The following is a 19,366-nucleotide window of genomic DNA, read 5'->3' as shown; positions in this document are numbered from 1 at the left end:
CTAACCCCCGGACGATCGACTGCGAGCGCGCATGAAGCCCGAGTACCACGCCCTGATAGTCGGCGCCGGCTTCTCCGGCATCGGCGCGGCGATCGAGCTGGACAAGGCGCGGCTACCCGACTTCCTGGTGGTCGAGGCCGGCGACGGCGTCGGCGGGACCTGGCACTGGAACACCTATCCCGGTATCGCCGTGGACATTCCGTCGTTCTCGTATCAGTTTTCCTTCGAGCAGAGCCCGCGCTGGTCGCGCACCTACGCCCCGGGCCACGAGCTCAAGGCCTACGCCGAGCACTGCGTAGACAAATACGGCCTGCGCTCGCGGATCCGGTTGAACACCAAGGTCGTATCGGCACAGTTCGACGACGAGAACCACCTGTGGCGGGTGCGGACCGAACCCGGCGGGGACCTGACCGCCCGCTTTTTGATCAGCGCCAGCGGCGTGCTCACCGTGCCGAAGCTGCCCGACATCGACGGCGTGGACTCGTTCGCCGGCACCACCATGCACACCGCCCGGTGGGATCACACCCAGGACCTGACCGGCAAGCGCGTCGCCGTCGTCGGCACCGGCGCCTCGGCCGTACAAGTCATCCCCGAGATCGCACCAATCGTCAAGCACCTCACGGTGTTTCAGCGCACGCCGATCTGGTGCTTCCCCAAGTTCGACGTCCCGCTGCCGGCGCTGGCCCGCTGGGCGATGCGCATCCCGGGCGGCCGGGCGCTGCAGCGGCTGGTCAGCCAGGCCTTCGTCGAGCTGACCTTTCCGATCGCCGCGCATTACTTCACGGTGTTCCCGCTCGCCAAACGCATGGAGTCCGCCGGGCTCGCCTACCTGCGCCAGCAGGTCAAGGACCCCGAGGTGCGCGACAAGCTCACCCCGCGCTACGCCATGGGCTGCAAACGCCCCGGCTTCCACAACGGCTACCTGGCCACCTTCAACCGCGACAACGTCCGGCTGGTCACCGAGCCGATCGACAAGATCACCCCCGACGCGGTGGCCACCACCGACGGCGAGGCCCACGAGATCGACGTGCTGGTGCTGGCCACCGGCTTCAAGGTGATGGACACCGACAACGTGCCCACGTTCGCGGTGACCGGAAGCGGCGGGAAATCACTGAGCCGGTTCTGGGACGACCACCGGCTGCAGGCCTACGAGGGGGTCAGCGTTCCGGGATTCCCCAACATGTTCACCGTGTTCGGGCCCTACGGTTACGTCGGCTCTTCGTATTTCGCGCTGATCGAGATGCAGAGCCACCACATCGTGCGCTGCCTGAAACGGGCCCGCCGCGACGGCGCCACCCGCGTCGAGGTGACCCAGGAGGCCAACGACCGGTACTTCGCCGAGATGATGCGGCGCCGGCACCGCCAGGTGTTCTGGCAGGACAGTTGCCGGTTGGCCAACAGCTACTACTTCGACAAGAACGGCGACGTGCCGCTTCGCCCCTCCAGCACGGTCGAGGCCTACTGGCGCAGCCGGCGGTTCGATCTGGACGACTACCGCTTCACCGCGTGATCACCTGCGGCCCTGCAGGATTCCCTCGATGTTGCGCTCGGCGAGCGCGGTGATGGCCATGAACGGGTTGCAGCCCAGGAAACCGGGCAGCAGCGACGCGTCGTTGACGTAGAGCTTGTCGTACCCTTTGACCCGGCCGTAGCCGTCGGTGGCCATGCCCCGCACCATCCCGCCCAGCGGGTGAACGGTGTTCGGCGCGAACGCCGTTCCCTCGAAGAGGTCGTCACGGTAGTCCACGCCGTTGGCCGCGGTCACCTTGTCGAAGACCAGCTGCGCCCGCTGGCGCAGGTGGTCGGTATGGCCCTGCGGCCACTTGATGGCGACGGAATCCTTGGCCCGGTCGTAGCTGATCTCGGCGCGGTCGCCGGTGCGCACCATCGCGTAATAGCCCAGCGCGAACGTTTCGACCGGAAGGGGCAGCGAGAACATGCTGGCGTACACGGGGTTGTCCGGATCGTCCCGGCCGTCGAGGTTGATCATCCCCATCAGCGACTGCTGCGTGCCCGCGGGATCGCCGGGCGCCAGCATGTGGGCGACCATGATGTCGCCGTTGTTGCCGTAGCCGCGGCCGACCTCCTGGCTCAGGTCCGGCAGCGTCCCCTTCTCCCTGGCCCGCAGCAGGATCTCGGTGGTCCCGAGCACTCCGGCGGCGAGAAATAGTTGCTCACAACCGATTTCGGCACGCGCGAGCTCCCTGCCGAACCGGTCGATCTCGCGGGTGGACACCACGTATTCGCCGGAACGCTCGCGGCGGATCCCGGTCACCTCGGTCAGCGGCTTGAGGGTGACGTTGCCGGTGGCCACCGCGGCCGCGATGTACGTCTGGTCCACGCTGCCGAGCCGCCCGTAGTTGTTGCCGTACTGCTGTTCGAAGTTCAATGCCGAGCGCGGAACCCGTTGCGCCTCTTCGAGTTCCATGTAGTCGAACGAGTACGAGCTGCCGTTGTAGTCGACCTTGTAGCCGGCCGCCTCGGCATACCGCCGGCCCACCCGCGCGTACTGGAACCACGGGGTCTTCTCGAACCAGTCCATGTCGCGATAGCTGATCCGCAGCATGGTTTTGGCCCGTTCGATGTAGGTCCCGAGGAACACCGCGGGGTCGATGTCGGGGAAGGCGGCGCGGACCTGGCCCTCGGTCGGGATCGCCGCGATCCCGGCGTTGACCATCGATCCGCCCCCGACGGCCGTGCCACGGAACACCGTGTGCGCGCCGTGGGTCGCCTTGTCGCAGATCCCGGCCTGCACCGGTTGCGGCGACGGCGCGTGCTTGGCGACCTGTGACATCGAGACGCCCCGGTACGACGGCACCAGGCTCGGCGGCACCGAGGTGAACCAGCCCGCGCGGTTGTCCGCGGGCAGCATCCGCGAGAACCGCTTGCCGTCCTCGTCGGGCGTGTTCCACCACCGGCCCTTTTCCAGGATCAGGGTCTCGATGCCGGCCTGGCCGAGCCGCAGCGCCGTCACCCCGCCGCCGTAGCCGCTGCCCACGACGATGGCCCGGTAGTGGGACCGCGTGGTGGTCGCGGCGCGGCCCATCGCGGCTTCGATGGCCCCGGCGCTTACCGCACCCGCGGCCAGCCCGGCCGCGGCCCCGAGAAAACGTCTCCGCGAGAAAGCCACTTTCCTTGCCTCCGCCCCCCGGCCGCCCGGTTACATAACGAACTGTGATTTAAGTAACTTGGCAATAAGCATACTCGAAGTATGCTATCTGCGCTACTGTACGTTGACATGGCAGGCTTTTCGTCGGAAATTGGACTTTTGTCCCGCACTCGCGTGGCGGTCTGTCGAACGCCAACCCCACGGTCGCGCGCGGCCGCGAGCTGGAAGCAACCCAGGCGGTACCTGTGGTTGCTGGCGGCGGCCGTCCCGGTGCTGGTGTTCCCGGCCTGGCTGGTGGTGTGGTCGACCGGCCTCGGCGCGTTCTGGTGGGCGGTGCCCATCCTGGCGTTCGCGGTCATCCCCGTCCTCGACCACCTGGTCGGGCCCGACTCGACCAATCCCGCCGACAGCGTGCTGGCCTGGCTGGAGCACGACCGGTTCTATCGCTGGGCCACCTACCTGTACCTGCCCGGGCAGTACTTGTCGCTGGTGTTCGGCTGCTGGCTGTGGAGCGGCGGGGGCTGGCTGCGGATGAGCCTCGTCGACAAGGTCGGGTTGATGATGACGGTCGGCCTCATCGGCGGCCTGGCCATCAACGCCGCGCACGAGCTGGGGCACACGCGCGAACAGCGGGAACGGCGCCTGAGCAAGGTCGCGCTGGCGCAGACCTGCTACGGACATTTCTTCGTCGAGCACAACCGCGGACACCACGTCCGGGTGGCCACCCCCGAAGACCCCGCCAGCGCCCGGTTCGGCGAGAACCTCTACGCCTTCATCCCGCGGTCGGTGGTCGGCAGCCTGCGCTCGGCGTGGGGCCTCGAGGCCGCGCGGCTCGCGGCCCTGGGAAAATCGCGCTGGACTCTGGCCAACGACGTGCTCAACGCCTGGCTGCTGAGCGTCGCGCTGTTCATCGTACTTTCGGTATGGTTCGGCCCCGTCGTGCTGCCGTGGCTGGCGGGCCAGGCGATCATCGGCTTTTGCCTGCTGGAGACGGTCAACTACATGGAGCATTACGGGCTGCGGCGGCAACGGCTGCCCAACGGCCGCTACGAGCGGGTCCGGCCGTCGCACAGCTGGAACAGCAGCTCGGTGATCGCCAACGTCCTGCTATTCCACCTGCAGCGGCATTCCGACCACCACGCCAACCCGCTGCGCCCCTACCAGGTGCTGCGCCACGTCGACGAGGCCCCCCAGCTGCCCAGCGGGTACAGCGCGATGCTGTTGCTGGCGCTGGTCCCGCCGTTGTGGCGGCGGGTGATGAACCGCCGGGTGCTCGACTTCTACGGCGGCGACACCCGGTTGGTCGCCACCAAGCCGCGTGGGCCTAGATCGCGCGCTTGAGCTCGTCGACCTTGTCGAGCCGCTCCCACGGCAGGTCGATGTCGGTGCGGCCGAAGTGGCCGTAGGCGGCGGTCTGCGCGTAGATGGGACGCAGCAGGTCCAGGTCGCGGATGATCGCGCCGGGCCGCAGGTCGAACACCTCGGGCACGATCTTTTCGATCTTGACCGGGTCGACGGTCGCGGTGCCGAACGTCTCGATGAAGAGCCCGACCGGGGCGGCCTTGCCGATGGCGTAGGCGACCTGCACCTCGACCCGCTCGGCCAGGCCGGCGGCGACGATGTTCTTGGCCACCCAGCGCATCGCGTAGGCCGCCGAGCGGTCCACCTTGGACGGGTCCTTGCCGGAGAAGGCGCCGCCGCCGTGGCGGGCCCACCCGCCATAGGTGTCGACGATGATCTTGCGGCCGGTCAGGCCGGCGTCGCCCATCGGGCCGCCGAGGACGAACTTGCCGGTCGGGTTGACCAGCACCCGCGTCGACGACGAATCCAGGGTCTCGTGGGCCAGCTCGTCGAGCACGGCCTTGAGCACGTGCTCGCGGATGTCGGGATCCAGCGTCTTCTCCAGGTCGATCCCCTCGGCGTGCTGGGCGGAAACGACCACGGTGTCCAGCCGGACCGGGACGTCGTCCTCGTAGGCGATGGTCACCTGCGTCTTGCCGTCGGGGCGCAGGTAGGGCAGCACGCCGTTCTTGCGCACCTCGGTGAGCCGCCGGGACAGCCGGTGGGCCAGCGCGATGGGCAGCGGCATCAACTCCGGGGTGTCGTTGATGGCATAGCCGAACATCAGGCCCTGGTCGCCGGCGCCCTGGGAGTCCAGCGGGTCGGCGGCGCCCTCGACGCGGGCCTCGTGGGCGGTGTCGACGCCCTGGGCGATGTCGGGCGACTGCGCGCCGATGCCGATGTTCACCCCGCACGACGCCCCGTCGAAGCCCTTGTCCGACGAGTCGTAGCCGATGTCGAGAATCCGCGCGCGCACCGTGTTCGTGATGTCGGCGAACGCCTCCTTGGCCGACGTCGTCACCTCACCCACCACGTGTACCTGGCCGGTGGTGACGAGCGTTTCGACCGCGACACGTGAGCGGGGGTCGTCCGCGAGAAGCGCGTCGAGGACCGAGTCGCTGATCGCGTCGCAGATCTTGTCGGGATGCCCCTCGGTCACCGACTCACTGGTGAACAGACGACCCTTTTCGCTCACAATCCCAGTCCCTTCCAATAATTAGTTAGTCGAATTATATCTTGCGCGCGTCCATCGTCCAGCACCCGCGGGGGCCGCGCGGTGCCAGCCCCGGCTACCCGCTGCCGCCGTGCAGGAAGGAGACGATCGCATCCACGATACGACTGGCCACCAGCGTCTTGGACCCGTGCTGCAGCGCGGACTCCGTACCGTCGGATGCCAGCAGCCAGCCGTCGTTGCTGTCCACCTCGAACGCCTTGTTGTCACCGACGGCGTTGACCACCAACAGGTCACAGCCCTTGCGCCGCAGTTTCGCCCGGGCATGGAACAGCACGTCGCCGTTGGCGTCGCCGGTCTCGGCGGCAAAGCCGACGATGGCGCGCATCCGGGGCAGCTGCCCGTGGGCGCGGGCGCGCACCGCCCCAGCCAGCACGTCGTCGTTGCGCACCAGCGTGATCAGCGGCGCGTCGTCCTGCTCGTTGGGCCCCTTCTTGATCTTGGCGGCGGCGACCTGTGCGGGCCGGAAGTCGGCGACCGCGGCGGCCATCACCAGCACGTCCGCCTCGGGCGCGTGCTTGGACACCGCCTCGCCGAGCTGCTGCGCCGAGCTGACGTGCACCACGTTGACGCCGGCGGGGTCGATCAGCCCGGCGGTGTGCCCGGCGATCAGGGTGACCTCGGCGCCGCGCTGGGCGGCGACCCGCGCCACCGCGTAGCCCTGCTTGCCGGAGCTGCGGTTGCCGATGAAGCGGACCGGGTCGATCGGCTCCCGGGTGCCGCCGGCGGTGACCAGCAGCCGGCAGCCGGCCAGGTCGTAGGGCAGCGCGTCGTGACGCTCCAAAAGCAGCTGGGCCAGCGTGGTGATCTCCTCGGCCTCGGGCAGCCTGCCCGCGCCGCTGTCGGTGCCGGTGAGCCGCCCGAACGCGGGCTCGAGCACGACGGCGCCGCGGCGGCGCAGGGTGGCCACGTTGTCAACGGTGGCCGGGTGCAACCACATCTCGGTGTGCATCGCCGGCGCGAACATCACCGGACATCGCGCGGTCAGGAGCGTCGCGGTCAGCAGGTCATCGGCCCGGCCGGACACGGCCCTGGCCAGCAGGTCGGCGGTCGCCGGCGCCACGACGACCAGGTCGGCGTGCTTGCCAAGCTGGACGTGCGGGACCTCCGGGACGTCGTCGAAGACGCCGGTGTGCACCGGCTGGCCCGACAGCGCCTCGAAGGTGGCGGCCCCGACGAAGCGCAGCGCGGATTCGGTGGGGATGACGCGGACCTCGTGGCCGGCCTCGGCGAGCTGGCGGACGACGGTGCACGCCTTGTAGGCGGCGATGCCGCCGGAGACGCCGACTATGACCTTTTTCGCGGTCCGACTGCGCTCGTCCACGGCGCCGGCCCGTTACTCGCCCTCGGTGTGCTCGAGCAGGTCGGCGTGGATCTCACGCAGCGCGATGGACAGGGGCTTTTCCTGCAGGCCGGGCTCGACCAGCGGCCCGACGTACTCGAGGATGCCCTCGCCGAGCTGGTTGTAGTAGTCGTTGATCTGCCGCGCCCGCTTGGCCGCGTAAATCACCAGGGCGTACTTGCTCGACACGCGGTCGAGCAGCTCGTCGATGGGCGGGTTGGTGATGCCCAGCGGGGTGTCGTAGGCGCCCTGACCGCCTGCCGACGGATCGAACTGGTCCACGGCGGTCAGCGACGCGTCGGACTGCGGAATGCTCACGTAAGTCAATCTCCTGGCGGATTAAAGCCGTTACGGCTGAAACACTTCGATGCTTGAATCTGATCGGGCGGCTGGTCTGGCCGGGCGATTCATGCCGGGCCCGGCGCAGTTCCCACCAGCAAGGATACCAATTCGGCGCACGCGGACTCCAATCGACGGTTGACCACGACCTCGTCGAAGTCGTCCTGGGCCGCCATTTCGACCCGCGCGGTGTCCAGGCGGCGCCGCATCGCCTCGGGCGTCTCGGTGCCGCGGCCGACCAGCCTGGCTTCCAGGTCCTCCCAGCTGGGCGGCGCCAGAAACACCGTGAGGACCTCGGGCATCGCCTTCTTGATGGCCCGCGCCCCGGCAAGGTCGACCTCGATGAGCACGGGGAGCCCGGACGCGATGGCGTCGCGCACCGGCTGGGCCAGGGTGCCCGAACGGTGCAGACCGCCGTGAATTTCCGCCCATTCCAGCAGCTCGCCCCGGTCGATCAGCTGCTGGAAGCGCTCGGGCGTGACGAAGTGGTAGTCGACGCCGTCCACCTCCCCCGGGCGGGGCGCACGGGTGGTGGCCGAGACGCTGAACTGCAGGTTGGGGATCCGCTCCCGCAGACACCGGACCACGGTCGACTTGCCCACCGCGGAAGGACCGGACAGGACGACGACGCGGCCCGCGCCCGGTCCCCCGCCGGCGCTCACCGGCGCCCCTGGGTTAGGAGCCGAACTTTTCCAGCAGGGCCTTGCGCTGGCGGTCGCCCAGGCCGCGCAGCCGGCGGGTGGGGGCGATCTCCAGCTCGGTCATGATCTCCTGCGCCTTGACCTTGCCCACCTTCGGCAACGCCTCGAGCAGGGCAGACACCTTCATCTTGCCCAGGACTTCGTCGCTCTCGGCGTCCTTGAGCACCTGGGACAGGTTGGTGCCGCCGCGCTTGAGCCGGTCCTTCAGCTCTGCTCGCGCTCGACGTGCGGCAGCAGCCTTCTCCAACGCGGCCGCGCGCTGCTCGTCGGTCAACTGGGGAAGGGCCACGATTCCTCCGTATCTGATCAATCGATCTGATCGATCTCTGTGTCTTCGCCGGTACTTCTGCCAGCGGAGACGACCGTACTCAGCCTTCCTGACGAAATCTAACCCGCCCCCCTGGTTAATGGGCCAAAAGCCCAGCATGGGCGCGCCGCGGCGCGCCGTCACGCGGCGTTCCGGGCATCGCTGGCGACGGTCTCGGGGGCGTGCGCGACGATCCTCGGCGGTGCCCCGGAAATCCGTCCTAGCTGCGGTTTTAGGCCCGCGGACGCCGCGACGACGGCCGCCGCGGGCCCCGGCCCGAGGTAGCCACGCGGGGCCGTGCCCCGCGTCACGGATTTTCGGCTCGCGCGTCGCGCGTGTCGCGCCGGTCAACCCGCAGGTGGGAGGCTTGGCCGGTCGGCTTGGCCTGCGTCGTTTCAGCGAATGCCGCGCCCTCCATCGGCTACGATCGGGCCGTGCCGAACCTGCGCATCCGTCAGGCGGCCGAGCTGCTGGGGGTCAGCGACGACACCGTCCGGCGCTGGATCAACCAGGGCACGCTGGCGGTCAGCCACGACGCCGTCGGCCGCAAAGTCATCGCCAGCGAGGACCTGGCCGAGTTCTCCCGCAACAACGCGCCCGCCCCGCCGCCGGATCCGCTCAGCATCGGCAGCTCCGCGCGCAACCGGTTCGTCGGCCTGGTCACCCGGGTCGTCAGCGACACCGTGATGACGCAGGTCGAGATGCAGTGCGGCCCGTTCACCGTGGTCTCGCTGATGAGCACCGCGGCGGCCGAGGAGTTGAGCCTGCGGCCGGGCAGCGTCGCCGTGGCCGTCGTCAAGGCCACCACCGTCATCGTCGAAACGGCAAGGCCCGATACGGCGATCGCGTCCGACTAGCTTTCGCGCCGGCCGCTACGGGGCGGCCAGGTAGGCGACGGCGTCGCGCATCCGTTCGGCGGCCGCCCGCAGGTCGCCCACGCGCGGTCCGGCCTTGAGCACCTCGCGCGCCACCGCGGGCAACAGCTGGCCGGGCGCGGCGCCGCCCAGGCCGCCGAGCGCCTCGGGCCGCCCGCCCTGCACGCCGACGCCGGGCACCAGCACCGGCCCGCCCAGCTGGCTGACGTCGGGCGCCTCGAACACGGTGGCGCCCAGCACCACGCCGACGTATCCCGGGTCGTGGGGCCTCGCCGACCGATTCACCACCGCGGCCTGGTCCACGATCAGCTGGGCCACGGTGCGGCCGTCGAAGGCGGCGCGCTGGACGGTGCCGCCCTCGGGGTTGGAGGTGGCGGCCAGCACGAACACCCCGCGGTCGTTGGCCGCGGCGGCCTCCAGCAGCGGGCGCAGCGAGCCGAACCCCAGGTACGGCGAGGCCGTCACCGCGTCGGCGGCCAGCGGCGAATCGCCGGCCCAGGCGGCCGCGTAGGCCGCCATCGTCGACCCGATGTCGCCCCGCTTGGCGTCGGCCAGCACCAGCACCCCGGCCGACCGCAGCGCGGCGATCGTTCGCTCCAGCACGGCGAACCCGGCGGCGCCGTGGGCTTCGAAGAAGGCCACCTGGGGTTTGACGACGGCGAAGCCCGCGAAGGCCTCGACGCAGATGTCGCAGAACGCGGCCAGCCCGTCCGCGGTGGTCGGCAGGTCCCAGGCCCGCAGCAACTCCGGGTGGGGGTCGATGCCCAGGCACAGCGGGCCGCGGGCCAGCTTGGCCGCCGCCAGCCGGGCGCCGAACCCGCTCACCGGGCGCCCGCCGGCCCCATCGCCCGTGCGCTTCGCGCACCGATGGCCCCCGCTGCGCTTTGCGCACCGATGGCGCTGTGCAGCTCCTGCAGCGACCGAACGCCGATGTCGCCGCGGATCCCCGCCTCGATGCCCTGCACGGCGGCCGACGCCCCCTGCACCGTGGTGACGCACGGGATGCTGACCGACACTGCCGCCGAACGGATCTCGTAGCCGTCGACGCGCGGGCCGGAGTTGCCGAACGGCGTGTTGATCACCAGGCTGACCTCGCCGGCCTTGATCGCGTCGACCGCAGACATCGCGGGGCGCCCCGGCCGCGGCGGCTCGAAGTGCTTACGCACCTCGTCGCAGGGAATGCCGTTGCGGCGCAACATCTCCGCGGTGCCCTCGGTGGCCAGCACCCGAAATCCCAAGTCCGCCAGCCGCTTGACCGGGAAGACCAGCGACCGCTTGTCGCGGTTGGCGACGGAGACGAATATCGTTCCCTCGGCGGGCAGCGATCCGTAGGCGGCGGTCTGGCTCTTGGCGAAGGCGGTGCCGAAGTCCCGGTCGATGCCCATCACCTCGCCGGTCGACTTCATCTCCGGCCCGAGCAGCGAGTCGATGGCGGCCCCGTCGACGCGGCGGAAGCGGTGGAACGGCAGCACGGCCTCCTTGACCGCGATCGGGGCGTGCGGCGGCGCGTGGGCACCGTCCCCCTCGGCGGCCAGCACGCCCTCGTCGCGCAGCTGGGCGATGGTGGCGCCCAACATGATTCGGGAGCACGCCTTGGCGAGCGGGACGGCCGTGGCCTTGGAGACGAAGGGCACGGTGCGGCTGGCGCGCGGGTTGGCCTCCAGGACGTAGAGCACGTCGTCCTTGAGCGCGTACTGCACGTTGAGCAGGCCGACCACCCCGATGCCGTGCGCGATCGCCTCAGTGGCACGGCGCACTTTCTCGATGTCGCTGCGCCCCAGCGTGACCGGCGGCAGCGCGCAGGCCGAGTCGCCGGAGTGGATGCCGGCCTCCTCGATGTGCTCCATGATGCCGCCGATGTAGACCTCTTCGCCGTCGCACAGCGCGTCCACGTCGATCTCGACCGCGTCTTCTAAGAACCGGTCCACCAGCACCGGGTGCTCGGGCGAAAGCTCGGTGGCGCGGGTGATGTAGCCCTCGAGCGTGTCCTCGTCGTACACGATCTCCATGCCGCGACCGCCCAGCACGTAGGACGGGCGCACCAGCACCGGATACCCGATGTCCTCGGCGATCCGGCGGGCCTGCGCGAACGACGTGGCCATGCCGTATTTGGGGGCCGGCAGGCCGGCTGTGGCCAGCACGTCGCCGAACGCGCCGCGGTCCTCGGCGAGATCGATGGCTTCCGGCGGCGTGCCGACGATCGGGACCCCGGCGTCGAAGAGCCGTTGCGCCAGGCCGAGTGGGGTCTGCCCGCCGAGCTGCACGATGACGCCGACGACGCCGGGCCCGCCGGCACCCGACTGCGCCTCGGCGTAAAACACCTCGAGGACGTCCTCGAACGTCAGCGGCTCGAAATACAGCCGGTCGGCGGTGTCGTAGTCGGTGGACACCGTCTCGGGGTTGCAGTTGACCATCACGGTCTCGAAACCCGCCTGGGACAACGTCGTTGCGGCGTGCACGCAGCTGTAGTCGAATTCGATGCCCTGCCCGATGCGGTTGGGCCCGGAGCCCAGGATCAGCACCTTGGGCCGCTCGGCCTGCGGGGCCACCTCGGTCTCGGCGGCGGGGTCGAGCTCGTAGCTGCTGTAGTGGTAGGGGGTCTTGGCCTCGAACTCCGCGGCGCAGGTGTCCACCGTCTTGTAGACCGGGTGGATCCCCAGCCGCTCGCGCAACGAGCGCACGCCGTCCTCGCCGGCCAGTTCCGGTCGCAGCGCGGCGATCTGGCGGTCCGACAGGCCGCTGTGCTTGGCGCGGCGCAGCAGCTCGGCGTCCAGCACCGCGGCGTCGGCGATCTCGCCGCGCAGGTTGACCAGCTCGCCGATCTGCGCGACGAACCACGGGTCGACGCCGGAGGCCGCGCTGGCCTGCTCCACCGAGGCGCCCAGCCGCAGCGCCAGTTCGATGTCGTAGAGCCGGCCCTCGGTCGGGGTCTGCAGCCGGGTCAGCACCTGCTCGAGGTCGCCGCGGGGGTCGGGCTTGGTCCAGAAGCCGGCGCGGGTCGTCTCCAACGACCGCATCACCTTGCCGAGCGCCTCGATGAAGTTGCGGCCCAACGACATCGCCTCGCCGACGGATTTCATGGTGGTGGTCAGCGTGGGGTCGGCGCCGGGAAACTTCTCGAACGCGAACCGTGGCGCCTTGACAACGACGTAGTCGAGGGTGGGTTCGAAGCAGGCGGGCGTTTCCTTGGTGATGTCGTTGACGATCTCGTCGAGGGTGTAGCCGATGGCCAGCTTGGCGGCGATCTTGGCGATCGGGAAGCCGGTGGCCTTGGACGCCAGCGCGCTGGACCGCGACACCCGCGGGTTCATCTCGACGACGATCAGCCGGCCGTCGCGCGGGTTGACGGCGAACTGGATGTTGCAGCCGCCGGTGTCCACGCCCACCTCGCGCAGGATCGCGATGCCCAGGTCGCGCATCCGCTGGTACTCGCGGTCGGTCAGCGTCATGGCCGGCGCGACGGTGACCGAGTCGCCGGTGTGTACCCCCATCGGGTCGACGTTCTCGATCGAGCACACCACCACCACGTTGTCGTGGCCGTCGCGCATCAGCTCGAGCTCGAATTCCTTCCAGCCGTAGATCGATTCCTCGATAAGCACGTTGGCGCTCGGGCTCGCGGCCAGCCCGGCGCCGGCCATCCGCTCGACCTCCTCGGCGGAGTGCGCCATGCCCGAGCCCAGGCCGCCCATGGTGAAGCTGGGCCGCACCACCACCGGCAGGCCCACCTCGTCGACCGTCTCGCGCACCTCGTCCATGGTGAAACAGACGCGGCTGCGGGCGGATTCGCCGCCAACCTTGGCCACGATGTCCTTGAACCGCTGCCGGTCCTCGCCGCGCTGGATGGCGTCGAAGTCGGCGCCGATCAGCTCGACGCCGTAGCGCTCCAGCGCCCCGTTCTCGTACAGGGCCACCGCGGTGTTGAGCGCGGTCTGCCCGCCCAGGGTGGCCAGCAGCGCGTCGATCTTGTTGCCGCGCTGTGCCTGCTGGGCGATGACCCGCTCGACGAACCCCGGGGTGATGGGTTCGACGTAGGTGAAGTCGGCGTACTCCGGGTCGGTCATGATGGTGGCCGGGTTCGAGTTGATCAGGCTGACCTGCAGCCCCTCGGCGCGCAGCACGCGGCAGGCCTGGGTTCCGGAGTAGTCGAACTCGGCGGCCTGCCCGATCACGATCGGGCCCGAGCCGATCACCAGCACGTGCCGTAAGTCGGTGCGGCGCGGCACTAGCGCCCCCTTTCGCCGTGGTGGGCGGCCATCAGGTCGACGAATTGATCGAAAAGGTATTCCGCGTCGTGCGGGCCGGCGGCGGCCTCCGGGTGGTACTGCACCGAAAACGCCTTGCCGTCGGCGAGTTTGACGCCTTCGACCACCCCGTCGTTGGCGCAGGTGTGGCTGACGATCGCCCGGCCGAACGGCGTGTCGAAGGATTGGCCCGCTTCGCCTTCCAGCGCGAAGCCGTGGTTCTGCGCGGTCACCGCGACCCGCCCGGTGGCGTGGTCGATGACCGGGACGTTGATCCCGCGGTGGCCGAACACCATCTTGTAGGTGGACAGGCCCAGCGCCCGGCCGAGGATCTGGTTGCCGAAACAGATGCCGAACAACGGGATTCCGGCCCCGACCACCTCGCGGGTGAGCTCGACGACGTGGTCGGCGGTGGCCGGGTCGCCGGGGCCGTTGGACAAGAACACGCCGTCGGGTTTGATCTCGGCGATCTGCTCGAACGTCGCCGTCGCGGGCAACACGTGGCTGCGGATGCCGCGCCGGGCGAAGTTGCGCGGGGTGTTGGTCTTGATGCCCAGGTCCAGCGCGGCCACGGTAAACCGTTGTGTGCCATCGGGTTCCACGATGTAGGCGCTCCCGGTGCTGACCTCGCCGGCCAGGTCGGCGCCCAGCATCGACCGCTGGCCGCGCACCCGCTTTAGCAGTACATCTATATTCAAGGGTTCGGCCAGCGCGTCGCCCGAGAACACCCCCGCCTTCATCGAGCCGCGGCTGCGCAGGTGGCGCACCACCGCGCGGGTGTCGATGCCGGCGATCCCGACGATGCCCTGGCGGATCAGCTCGTCCTCGAGCGTGCCGCTGGCGCGCCAGTTGGAGGCGCGCGGCGACGGGTCGCGCACCGCGTAGCCGGCGACCCAGATCTTATCGCCGCGGCTTTCGGCGTCCTCGCCGTTCCAGCCGGTGTTGCCGATCTGCGGGGCGGTGGCCACCACGATCTGGCGGTGATAGCTGGGATCGGTCAGGGTCTCCTGGTAGCCCGACATGCCGGTGGAAAAGACCGCCTCCCCGAGCGTCTGGCCGATCTTGCCGAACGGCGTGCCGGTGAACACGCGGCCGTCCTCGAGCACCAGTACCGCTTTATTCACTCACGCAACCTCTCCCTGCCGGCCGTCTTTCACCCAGTCGTCGTAGTCGCTCCGGCTGTTGGCGCGGAAGCCGATGTCGAGCTCGACGCCGGACGGCAGCCGCCACCGGATCGCCAGGATCCCGACGCGGGCGACCACCTTGCCGGCCAGGCCGCGCTCCATCCGGATGGCAACGACCGAATCCGTGGGAATCCAAATGGGTTTGGCGTGGGTGCGTTCCAGCAGTATCCCCTCGGGATAGCGGGTCAGCACCGCCTTGCTGCGGTACCCCAGATCACCCGCCGTGATCCGCTCGTTCCACTCCGGCGCCATCGTGCAGCCGCAGTAGACGCCGCGGGTGGTGACGAGCGCGGTGCCCACCGTGTCGGGCACGTCGGGCAGGCCGCCCAGCAGCTCGGCTTGCCGCTGCGCGCGGCGCTGCCAGCCGCGCATCATCAGCTGGATGACGACCGTGAGCACCACCACCAGCACGGCCAGGAATATCAGCGACCCGGCCATCGTGCCCGAATTCATGCCGGGCTCTTTCCGTCGCGCGCGGTGACCTTGCCGCGCAGCAGCGTCGCGGTCACGGTGGCGGGCAGAGTCATCGACTCGTACGGCGTGTTGGCCGACCGGCTGGCGAGGTCGGACCCGGCGACGGTCCAGGTGGCGTCGGGGTCGACCACGGTCAGGTTGGCCGGCTCCCCCACCTCCAGCGGCCGGCCGTGATCGGGCAGCCCGACGATGCGTGCGGGGTTCTCGCTCATCACCTTCGCGACGTCACGCCAGGTCAGCAGCCCCGGCACCACCATGGCCTGCGCCACCACGGACAGCGCGGTCTGCAGGCCGAGCATGCCGGGCCGCGCCGCGCAGAACTCGACGCACTTCTCGTGCTCGGCGTGGGGGGCGTGATCGGTGGCCACACAGTCGATTACCCCGTCGGCCAGCGCTTGACGCAGCGCGACCGCGTCGGCGGCCTCGCGCAGCGGCGGGTTGACGCGGTTCACCCCGTCGTAGCTGGCCAACCTGCTGTCGTCGAGCAGCAGGTGGTGCGGGGTGACCTCGGCGGTGATCGAAATGCCTTGGCTCTTGGCCCATTTGACGATCTCGACGGTGCCCGCGGTGGATGCGTGGCAGATGTGTACCCGGGCGCCGGCGTCGCGGGCCAGCAGCGCGTCGCGGGCGACGATGGATTCCTCGGCGGCCCGCGGCCAGCCGGACAGTCCCAGCCGCGCCGCGGTGGGCCCCTCGTGGGCGACGGCGCCCGCGGCGAGCCTGGGCTCCTCGGCGTGCTGGGCGATCAGCACCCCGAGGCCGGTGGCGTACTCGAGGGCGCGGCGCATCACCAGCGGGTCGTGCACGCAGACGCCGTCGTCGGAGAACATCCGCACCTGCGCGGCGCCGGCGGCCATCATGCCCATCTCGGTGAGCTCGGCCCCGGCCAGCCCGACGGTGACGGCGCCGACGGGATGGACGTCGACCAGGCCCACCTGCTGGCCGCGGTGCCAGACGTGGTCGGTGACCACCGGGCTGTCGGCGACGGGGTTGGTGTTGGCCATCGCGAACACCGCCGTATAGCCACCCAAAGCCGCTGCCGCCGAACCGGTTTCGATGTCCTCAGCGTATTCGCGGCCCGGCTCGCGCAGGTGGGTGTGCAGGTCGACGAGCCCGGGGAGCAGCACCTGGTCCGTCGCGTCGATGACGTCGGCCGTGTCGGGAATCGGAAGGCCGGGGCCGATCTCGGCGATCTGGCCGTCGTCGACGAGCACGTCGACCCGGTCGCCCTCGCCGTAGAGCCGGACCCCGCGCAGCAGCACGCTCACGCTACGCCCTCCTTGGCCTTCTGCCCGGCCGACTCGGTGCCGACCAGCACATGGAACAACACCGCCATCCGCACGTGCACCCCATTGGAAACCTGTTGCAGCACAGCCGATTGCGACGAGTCGGCCACCGTCGACGAGATCTCCATGCCGCGGAGCATCGGTCCCGGGTGCAGCACCACGGCGTGGCCCGGCAGCATCGCCTGCCGGCGTTCGGACAGCCCGTACAGGGACGAGTACTCGCGCACCGACGGGAAGAAGCCGCCGTTCATCCGCTCGGCCTGCACCCGCAGCATCAGCACGGCGTCGGCGGCGGGCAGTTCGGCGTCGAAATCGCCTGCGACGGTCACCGGCCAGCCGTCGACGCCGACCGGCAGCAGCGTCGGCGGCGCGACCAGCACCACCTCGGCGCCCAGGGTCGAAAGCAGCATCACGTTGGAGCGGGCGACCCGGCTGTGCAGGATGTCGCCGACGATGACGACGCGACGGCCCTCGATGCCGCCGAGCCGCTGCCGGATGGTCAGCGCGTCGAGCAGCGCCTGGGTGGGGTGCTCGTGCGTGCCGTCGCCGGCGTTGATCACCGACGGGCCCGTGCCATCGGCGGACTTTGCCGCCGAAGTCCACTCGGCGAGCAAATGCGCGGCGCCGGACGCCGAGTGGCGGATGACCAGCGCGTCGGCGCCGGCGGCCCGCAGCGTCAGTGCGGTGTCGCGCAGCGACTCCCCCTTGCCCACCGAGGATCCGCTGGCGCTGACGTTGATCACGTCGGCGCTCATCCACTTGCCGGCCACCTCGAACGACACCCGGGTGCGAGTCGAATTTTCGTAAAACATCGTGACGATGGTGCGGCCGCGCAGCGTGGGCAGCTTTTTGATCTCGCGGCCCACCAGCGCCTGCGCGAACCGGTCGGCGTCGTCGAGGATGGCGGTGGCCTCGTCGCGGGTCAGGTCGCCGGCGGCCAACAGGTGGCGCGTCATCGGGAGAGCACCACGCCGTCGCGGCCGTCGTGTTCGCTCAGCAGGACGTGCACGCTCTCGCTGCGCGAGGTGGGCACGTTCTTGCCGACGTAGTCGGCCCGCAGCGGCAGCTCGCGGTGGCCCCGGTCGACCAGCACCGCCAGCTGCACCACCCGCGGGCGGCCGACGTCGCGCAGCGCATCGAGGGCCGAGCGCACCGAACGCCCGGAGTAGAGCACGTCGTCGACGAGGATGACCAGCGCGTCGTCGATGCCGCCGGCCGGGATCAAGGTCGCCTCCAGCGGCCGCGGCGGCTTTTGCATCAGGTCGTCGCGGTAGAGCGTGATGTCGAGGCCGCCGTGGGGCACCTTGACGCCGCTGTATTCGCCGATGTTGGTGGCCAGGCGTTGGGCCAGGATCACGCCGCGGGTCGGAATGCCCAGCAGCACCACGCGCGGGGCGTCGGGCCCGTCGAGCGCGGTCTTTTCGATGATCTGATGCGCGATGCGGGAAATGGTGCGGCCCACGTCGGCCGCCGACATCAATTCCCTGGATTCACCGCCGAAGCCGGCGTTATCCGCGGCGCCCATGCGCTATTTGACCTCCTTCTCCGCCTCTCTGGACGGATCGTTAAAGGATGTCGACTGCACGGCAGCGTAGCACCTGAGCTCGCCGGGCCCGCAAAGCGGTCGCGTGTCGGTGGTGTGCCCTACCATCGAAACTATGTTCGAACCGAGCGACGATCCCCGCGCCGGCGAGGCCGCCCTGATCGCGCGGATCGCCGAGCTGGAGCGGGTCAAGTCGGCGGCCGCCGCAGCTCAGGCGCGTGCCGCCGCGGCGCTGGACGCCATGCGCCGCAACAACGAGGCGGCCGCCGGGGTGCCTGCCGACCAACGGGGCCGCGGGCTGGCGAGCGAGATCGCGCTGGCCCGGCGCGACTCCCCGGCGCGCGGCGGCAGGCACCTCGGGTTCGCCAAGGCCCTGGTGCACGAGATGCCGCACACCCTGGCGGCCCTCGAGGCCGGGCGGCTGTCGGAGTGGCGGGCCACGCTGATCGTGCGCGAGAGCGCCTGCCTGGACGTCGAGGACCGCCGCGCGCTGGACGCCGAGATGTGCGCGGATATGTCGAAGTTGGAGGGCATGGGCGACGCTCGGATCGCCGCCGCCGCGCGGGCCGTCGCCTACCGGCTGAACGCTCAGGCGGTGGTCGATCGCGCCGCCAAGGCCGAATCCGAACGCACGGTGACGATCCGGCCGGCGCCCGACACCATGACGTGGGTGACGGCGCTCCTCCCGGTCGCCCAGGGGGTGGCGGTGTACGCGGCGCTCAAGCGGGCCGCCGACACCACCTTCGACGAGCGCAGCCGCGGCCAGGTGATGGCGGACGCGTTGATCGAACGGGTCACGGGACGGCCCGCCGAGGCGGCGCCGCCGATCGCGGTCAACCTGCTCATCTCCGACGCGACGCTGCTGGGCGGCGACGACAGCGCCGCGGTGGTCGACGGGTACGGCCCGATTCCGGCGGCCGTGGCCCGCCGCCTGGTCGGCGACGCGGCCCTCGACAGCCGCTCGCGGGCCACGCTGCGCAGGCTCTACCGGCATCCGGGGTCGGGCGCGCTGGTGGGCATGGAGTCGCGCGCGCGTCGGTTCCCCAAGGGGCTGGCCGCGTTCATCGGGCTGCGCGATCAGGGCTGCCGCACGCCCTACTGCGACGCGCCCATCCGGCATCGCGACCACGCCCGGCCCCATCGACGCGGCGGCCCGACCAGCGCGGCGAACGGGCTCGGGTCGTGCGAACGCTGCAACTACGCCAAGGAGGCGCCCGGCTGGCGGGTCACCGCCACCGTCGACGAGATGGGCAGGCACTCCGCCGAATTCGAGACGCCGACCGGGATGCGGTATCGCTCCGGCGCGCCGCCACCGCCCGGCCCGTTCAAGGTAGACGTCAGCGAGGTCGAAGCGCGGGTCGCTATCGCACTCATCGATCTGCACGCGGCCTAA

Annotated in this window: 17 protein-coding genes; 4 read left to right on the top strand and 13 right to left on the bottom strand. The window is 70.3% G+C overall.

Annotated elements, in window-relative coordinates; all coding sequences use genetic code 11:
• The first annotated feature begins 31 nt into the window (after positions 1 to 31).
• The gene (locus tag AWC19_RS09790; protein ID WP_085077861.1) at positions 32 to 1,510 is read left to right on the top strand and encodes a flavin-containing monooxygenase; all 1,479 of its coding nucleotides are present in this window, start codon (positions 32 to 34) and stop codon (positions 1,508 to 1,510) included.
• On the opposite strand, the gene AWC19_RS09785 is transcribed toward AWC19_RS09790, so the two are convergent.
• On the bottom strand, positions 1,511 to 3,130 hold the full coding sequence (locus AWC19_RS09785; RefSeq protein ID WP_245848878.1) for a GMC oxidoreductase: 1,620 nt from the start codon (positions 3,128 to 3,130) through the stop codon (positions 1,511 to 1,513).
• A 228-nt stretch (positions 3,131 to 3,358) separates the two neighbouring features.
• On the opposite strand from AWC19_RS09785, the gene AWC19_RS09780 reads away from it, so the two are divergent.
• On the top strand, positions 3,359 to 4,450 hold the full coding sequence (locus AWC19_RS09780) for an alkane 1-monooxygenase (RefSeq protein WP_372508672.1): 1,092 nt from the start codon (positions 3,359 to 3,361) through the stop codon (positions 4,448 to 4,450).
• Here AWC19_RS09780 and metK read toward each other — a convergent pair.
• From metK to mihF, 5 genes are all read right to left on the bottom strand, one after another.
• The gene (gene metK / locus AWC19_RS09775) at positions 4,434 to 5,645 is read right to left on the bottom strand and encodes a methionine adenosyltransferase (RefSeq protein WP_085077858.1); all 1,212 of its coding nucleotides are present in this window, start codon (positions 5,643 to 5,645) and stop codon (positions 4,434 to 4,436) included. The two genes, AWC19_RS09780 and metK, sit on opposite strands and share 17 nt — an antisense overlap.
• A 94-nt stretch (positions 5,646 to 5,739) precedes the next feature.
• On the bottom strand, positions 5,740 to 7,005 hold the full coding sequence (gene coaBC, locus AWC19_RS09770; RefSeq protein WP_085077857.1) for a bifunctional phosphopantothenoylcysteine decarboxylase/phosphopantothenate--cysteine ligase CoaBC: 1,266 nt from the start codon (positions 7,003 to 7,005) through the stop codon (positions 5,740 to 5,742).
• 12 nt (positions 7,006 to 7,017) lie between these two features.
• The gene (rpoZ, locus tag AWC19_RS09765; RefSeq protein ID WP_067114083.1) at positions 7,018 to 7,341 is read right to left on the bottom strand and encodes a DNA-directed RNA polymerase subunit omega; all 324 of its coding nucleotides are present in this window, start codon (positions 7,339 to 7,341) and stop codon (positions 7,018 to 7,020) included.
• Between the two features lie 89 nt (positions 7,342 to 7,430).
• The gene (gene gmk / locus AWC19_RS09760; protein ID WP_085077856.1) at positions 7,431 to 8,024 is read right to left on the bottom strand and encodes a guanylate kinase; all 594 of its coding nucleotides are present in this window, start codon (positions 8,022 to 8,024) and stop codon (positions 7,431 to 7,433) included.
• 13 nt (positions 8,025 to 8,037) lie between these two features.
• Positions 8,038 to 8,352 carry an integration host factor, actinobacterial type gene (gene mihF, locus AWC19_RS09755; protein WP_067114085.1) on the bottom strand — a complete coding sequence of 105 codons (315 nt, stop codon included), beginning with the start codon at positions 8,350 to 8,352 and terminating at the stop codon, positions 8,038 to 8,040.
• A 452-nt stretch (positions 8,353 to 8,804) separates the two neighbouring features.
• Between mihF and AWC19_RS09750 the strand changes: the two genes are divergently transcribed.
• The gene (locus AWC19_RS09750; protein ID WP_085077855.1) at positions 8,805 to 9,227 is read left to right on the top strand and encodes a TOBE domain-containing protein; all 423 of its coding nucleotides are present in this window, start codon (positions 8,805 to 8,807) and stop codon (positions 9,225 to 9,227) included.
• Between the two features lie 15 nt (positions 9,228 to 9,242).
• Here AWC19_RS09750 and pyrF read toward each other — a convergent pair whose 3' ends face one another.
• The 7 genes from pyrF to pyrR are packed head-to-tail and all read right to left on the bottom strand — an operon-like array spanning position 9,243 to position 17,955.
• Positions 9,243 to 10,070, bottom strand: a complete 828-nt coding sequence (gene pyrF / locus AWC19_RS09745; RefSeq protein ID WP_085077854.1) for an orotidine-5'-phosphate decarboxylase — start codon at positions 10,068 to 10,070, stop codon at positions 9,243 to 9,245.
• Complete coding sequence (gene carB / locus AWC19_RS09740; RefSeq protein WP_085077853.1) at positions 10,067 to 13,468, bottom strand: carbamoyl-phosphate synthase large subunit; 3,402 nt, start codon at positions 13,466 to 13,468, stop codon at positions 10,067 to 10,069. The genes pyrF and carB overlap by 4 nt, the downstream gene beginning before the upstream one ends.
• Positions 13,468 to 14,610: a glutamine-hydrolyzing carbamoyl-phosphate synthase small subunit gene (gene carA / locus AWC19_RS09735; RefSeq protein WP_085077852.1), complete on the bottom strand. Its 1,143-nt coding sequence runs from the start codon at positions 14,608 to 14,610 to the stop codon at positions 13,468 to 13,470. Before carA ends, carB begins: the two co-directional genes overlap by 1 nt.
• The gene (locus AWC19_RS09730) at positions 14,611 to 15,123 is read right to left on the bottom strand and encodes a PH-like domain-containing protein (protein WP_085077851.1); all 513 of its coding nucleotides are present in this window, start codon (positions 15,121 to 15,123) and stop codon (positions 14,611 to 14,613) included.
• Positions 15,120 to 16,412 (bottom strand): dihydroorotase, encoded by a 1,293-nt coding sequence (locus AWC19_RS09725; RefSeq protein ID WP_085077850.1) that lies wholly within the window; start codon positions 16,410 to 16,412, stop codon positions 15,120 to 15,122. Before AWC19_RS09725 ends, AWC19_RS09730 begins: the two co-directional genes overlap by 4 nt.
• A complete protein-coding gene (locus AWC19_RS09720; protein WP_085077849.1) occupies positions 16,409 to 17,386 on the bottom strand; it encodes an aspartate carbamoyltransferase catalytic subunit in 978 nt (325 codons plus the stop codon). Before AWC19_RS09720 ends, AWC19_RS09725 begins: the two co-directional genes overlap by 4 nt.
• Complete coding sequence (gene pyrR, locus AWC19_RS09715; protein WP_085077848.1) at positions 17,383 to 17,955, bottom strand: bifunctional pyr operon transcriptional regulator/uracil phosphoribosyltransferase PyrR; 573 nt, start codon at positions 17,953 to 17,955, stop codon at positions 17,383 to 17,385. The genes AWC19_RS09720 and pyrR overlap by 4 nt, the downstream gene beginning before the upstream one ends.
• A gap of 133 nt (positions 17,956 to 18,088) precedes the next feature.
• On the opposite strand from pyrR, the gene AWC19_RS09710 reads away from it, so the two are divergent.
• Entirely contained in the window at positions 18,089 to 19,366 is a 1,278-nt protein-coding gene (locus AWC19_RS09710; protein ID WP_085077847.1) for an HNH endonuclease, read from the top strand.

Origin of the sequence: Mycobacterium palustre, assembly GCF_002101785.1 — a bacterium.
Classification (GTDB): Bacteria; Actinomycetota; Actinomycetes; order Mycobacteriales; family Mycobacteriaceae; genus Mycobacterium; species Mycobacterium palustre.
The sequence above is the reverse complement of the archived record's forward strand: the minus strand, read 5'-3'. Positions and strand labels throughout refer to the sequence as shown.

What these genes read in the sequence shown, in the direction of transcription:
- AWC19_RS09790 (WP_085077861.1), top strand. Translation starts at nt 32, where the DNA reads ATGAAGCCCGAGTACCACGCCCTGATAGTCGGCGCCGGCTTCTCCGGC.
- AWC19_RS09730 (WP_085077851.1), bottom strand. Translation starts at nt 15,123, where the DNA reads ATGAATTCGGGCACGATGGCCGGGTCGCTGATATTCCTGGCCGTGCTG.
- AWC19_RS09720 (WP_085077849.1), bottom strand. Translation starts at nt 17,386, where the DNA reads ATGACGCGCCACCTGTTGGCCGCCGGCGACCTGACCCGCGACGAGGCC.
- pyrR (WP_085077848.1), bottom strand. Translation starts at nt 17,955, where the DNA reads ATGGGCGCCGCGGATAACGCCGGCTTCGGCGGTGAATCCAGGGAATTG.
- AWC19_RS09710 (WP_085077847.1), top strand. Translation starts at nt 18,089, where the DNA reads ATGTTCGAACCGAGCGACGATCCCCGCGCCGGCGAGGCCGCCCTGATC.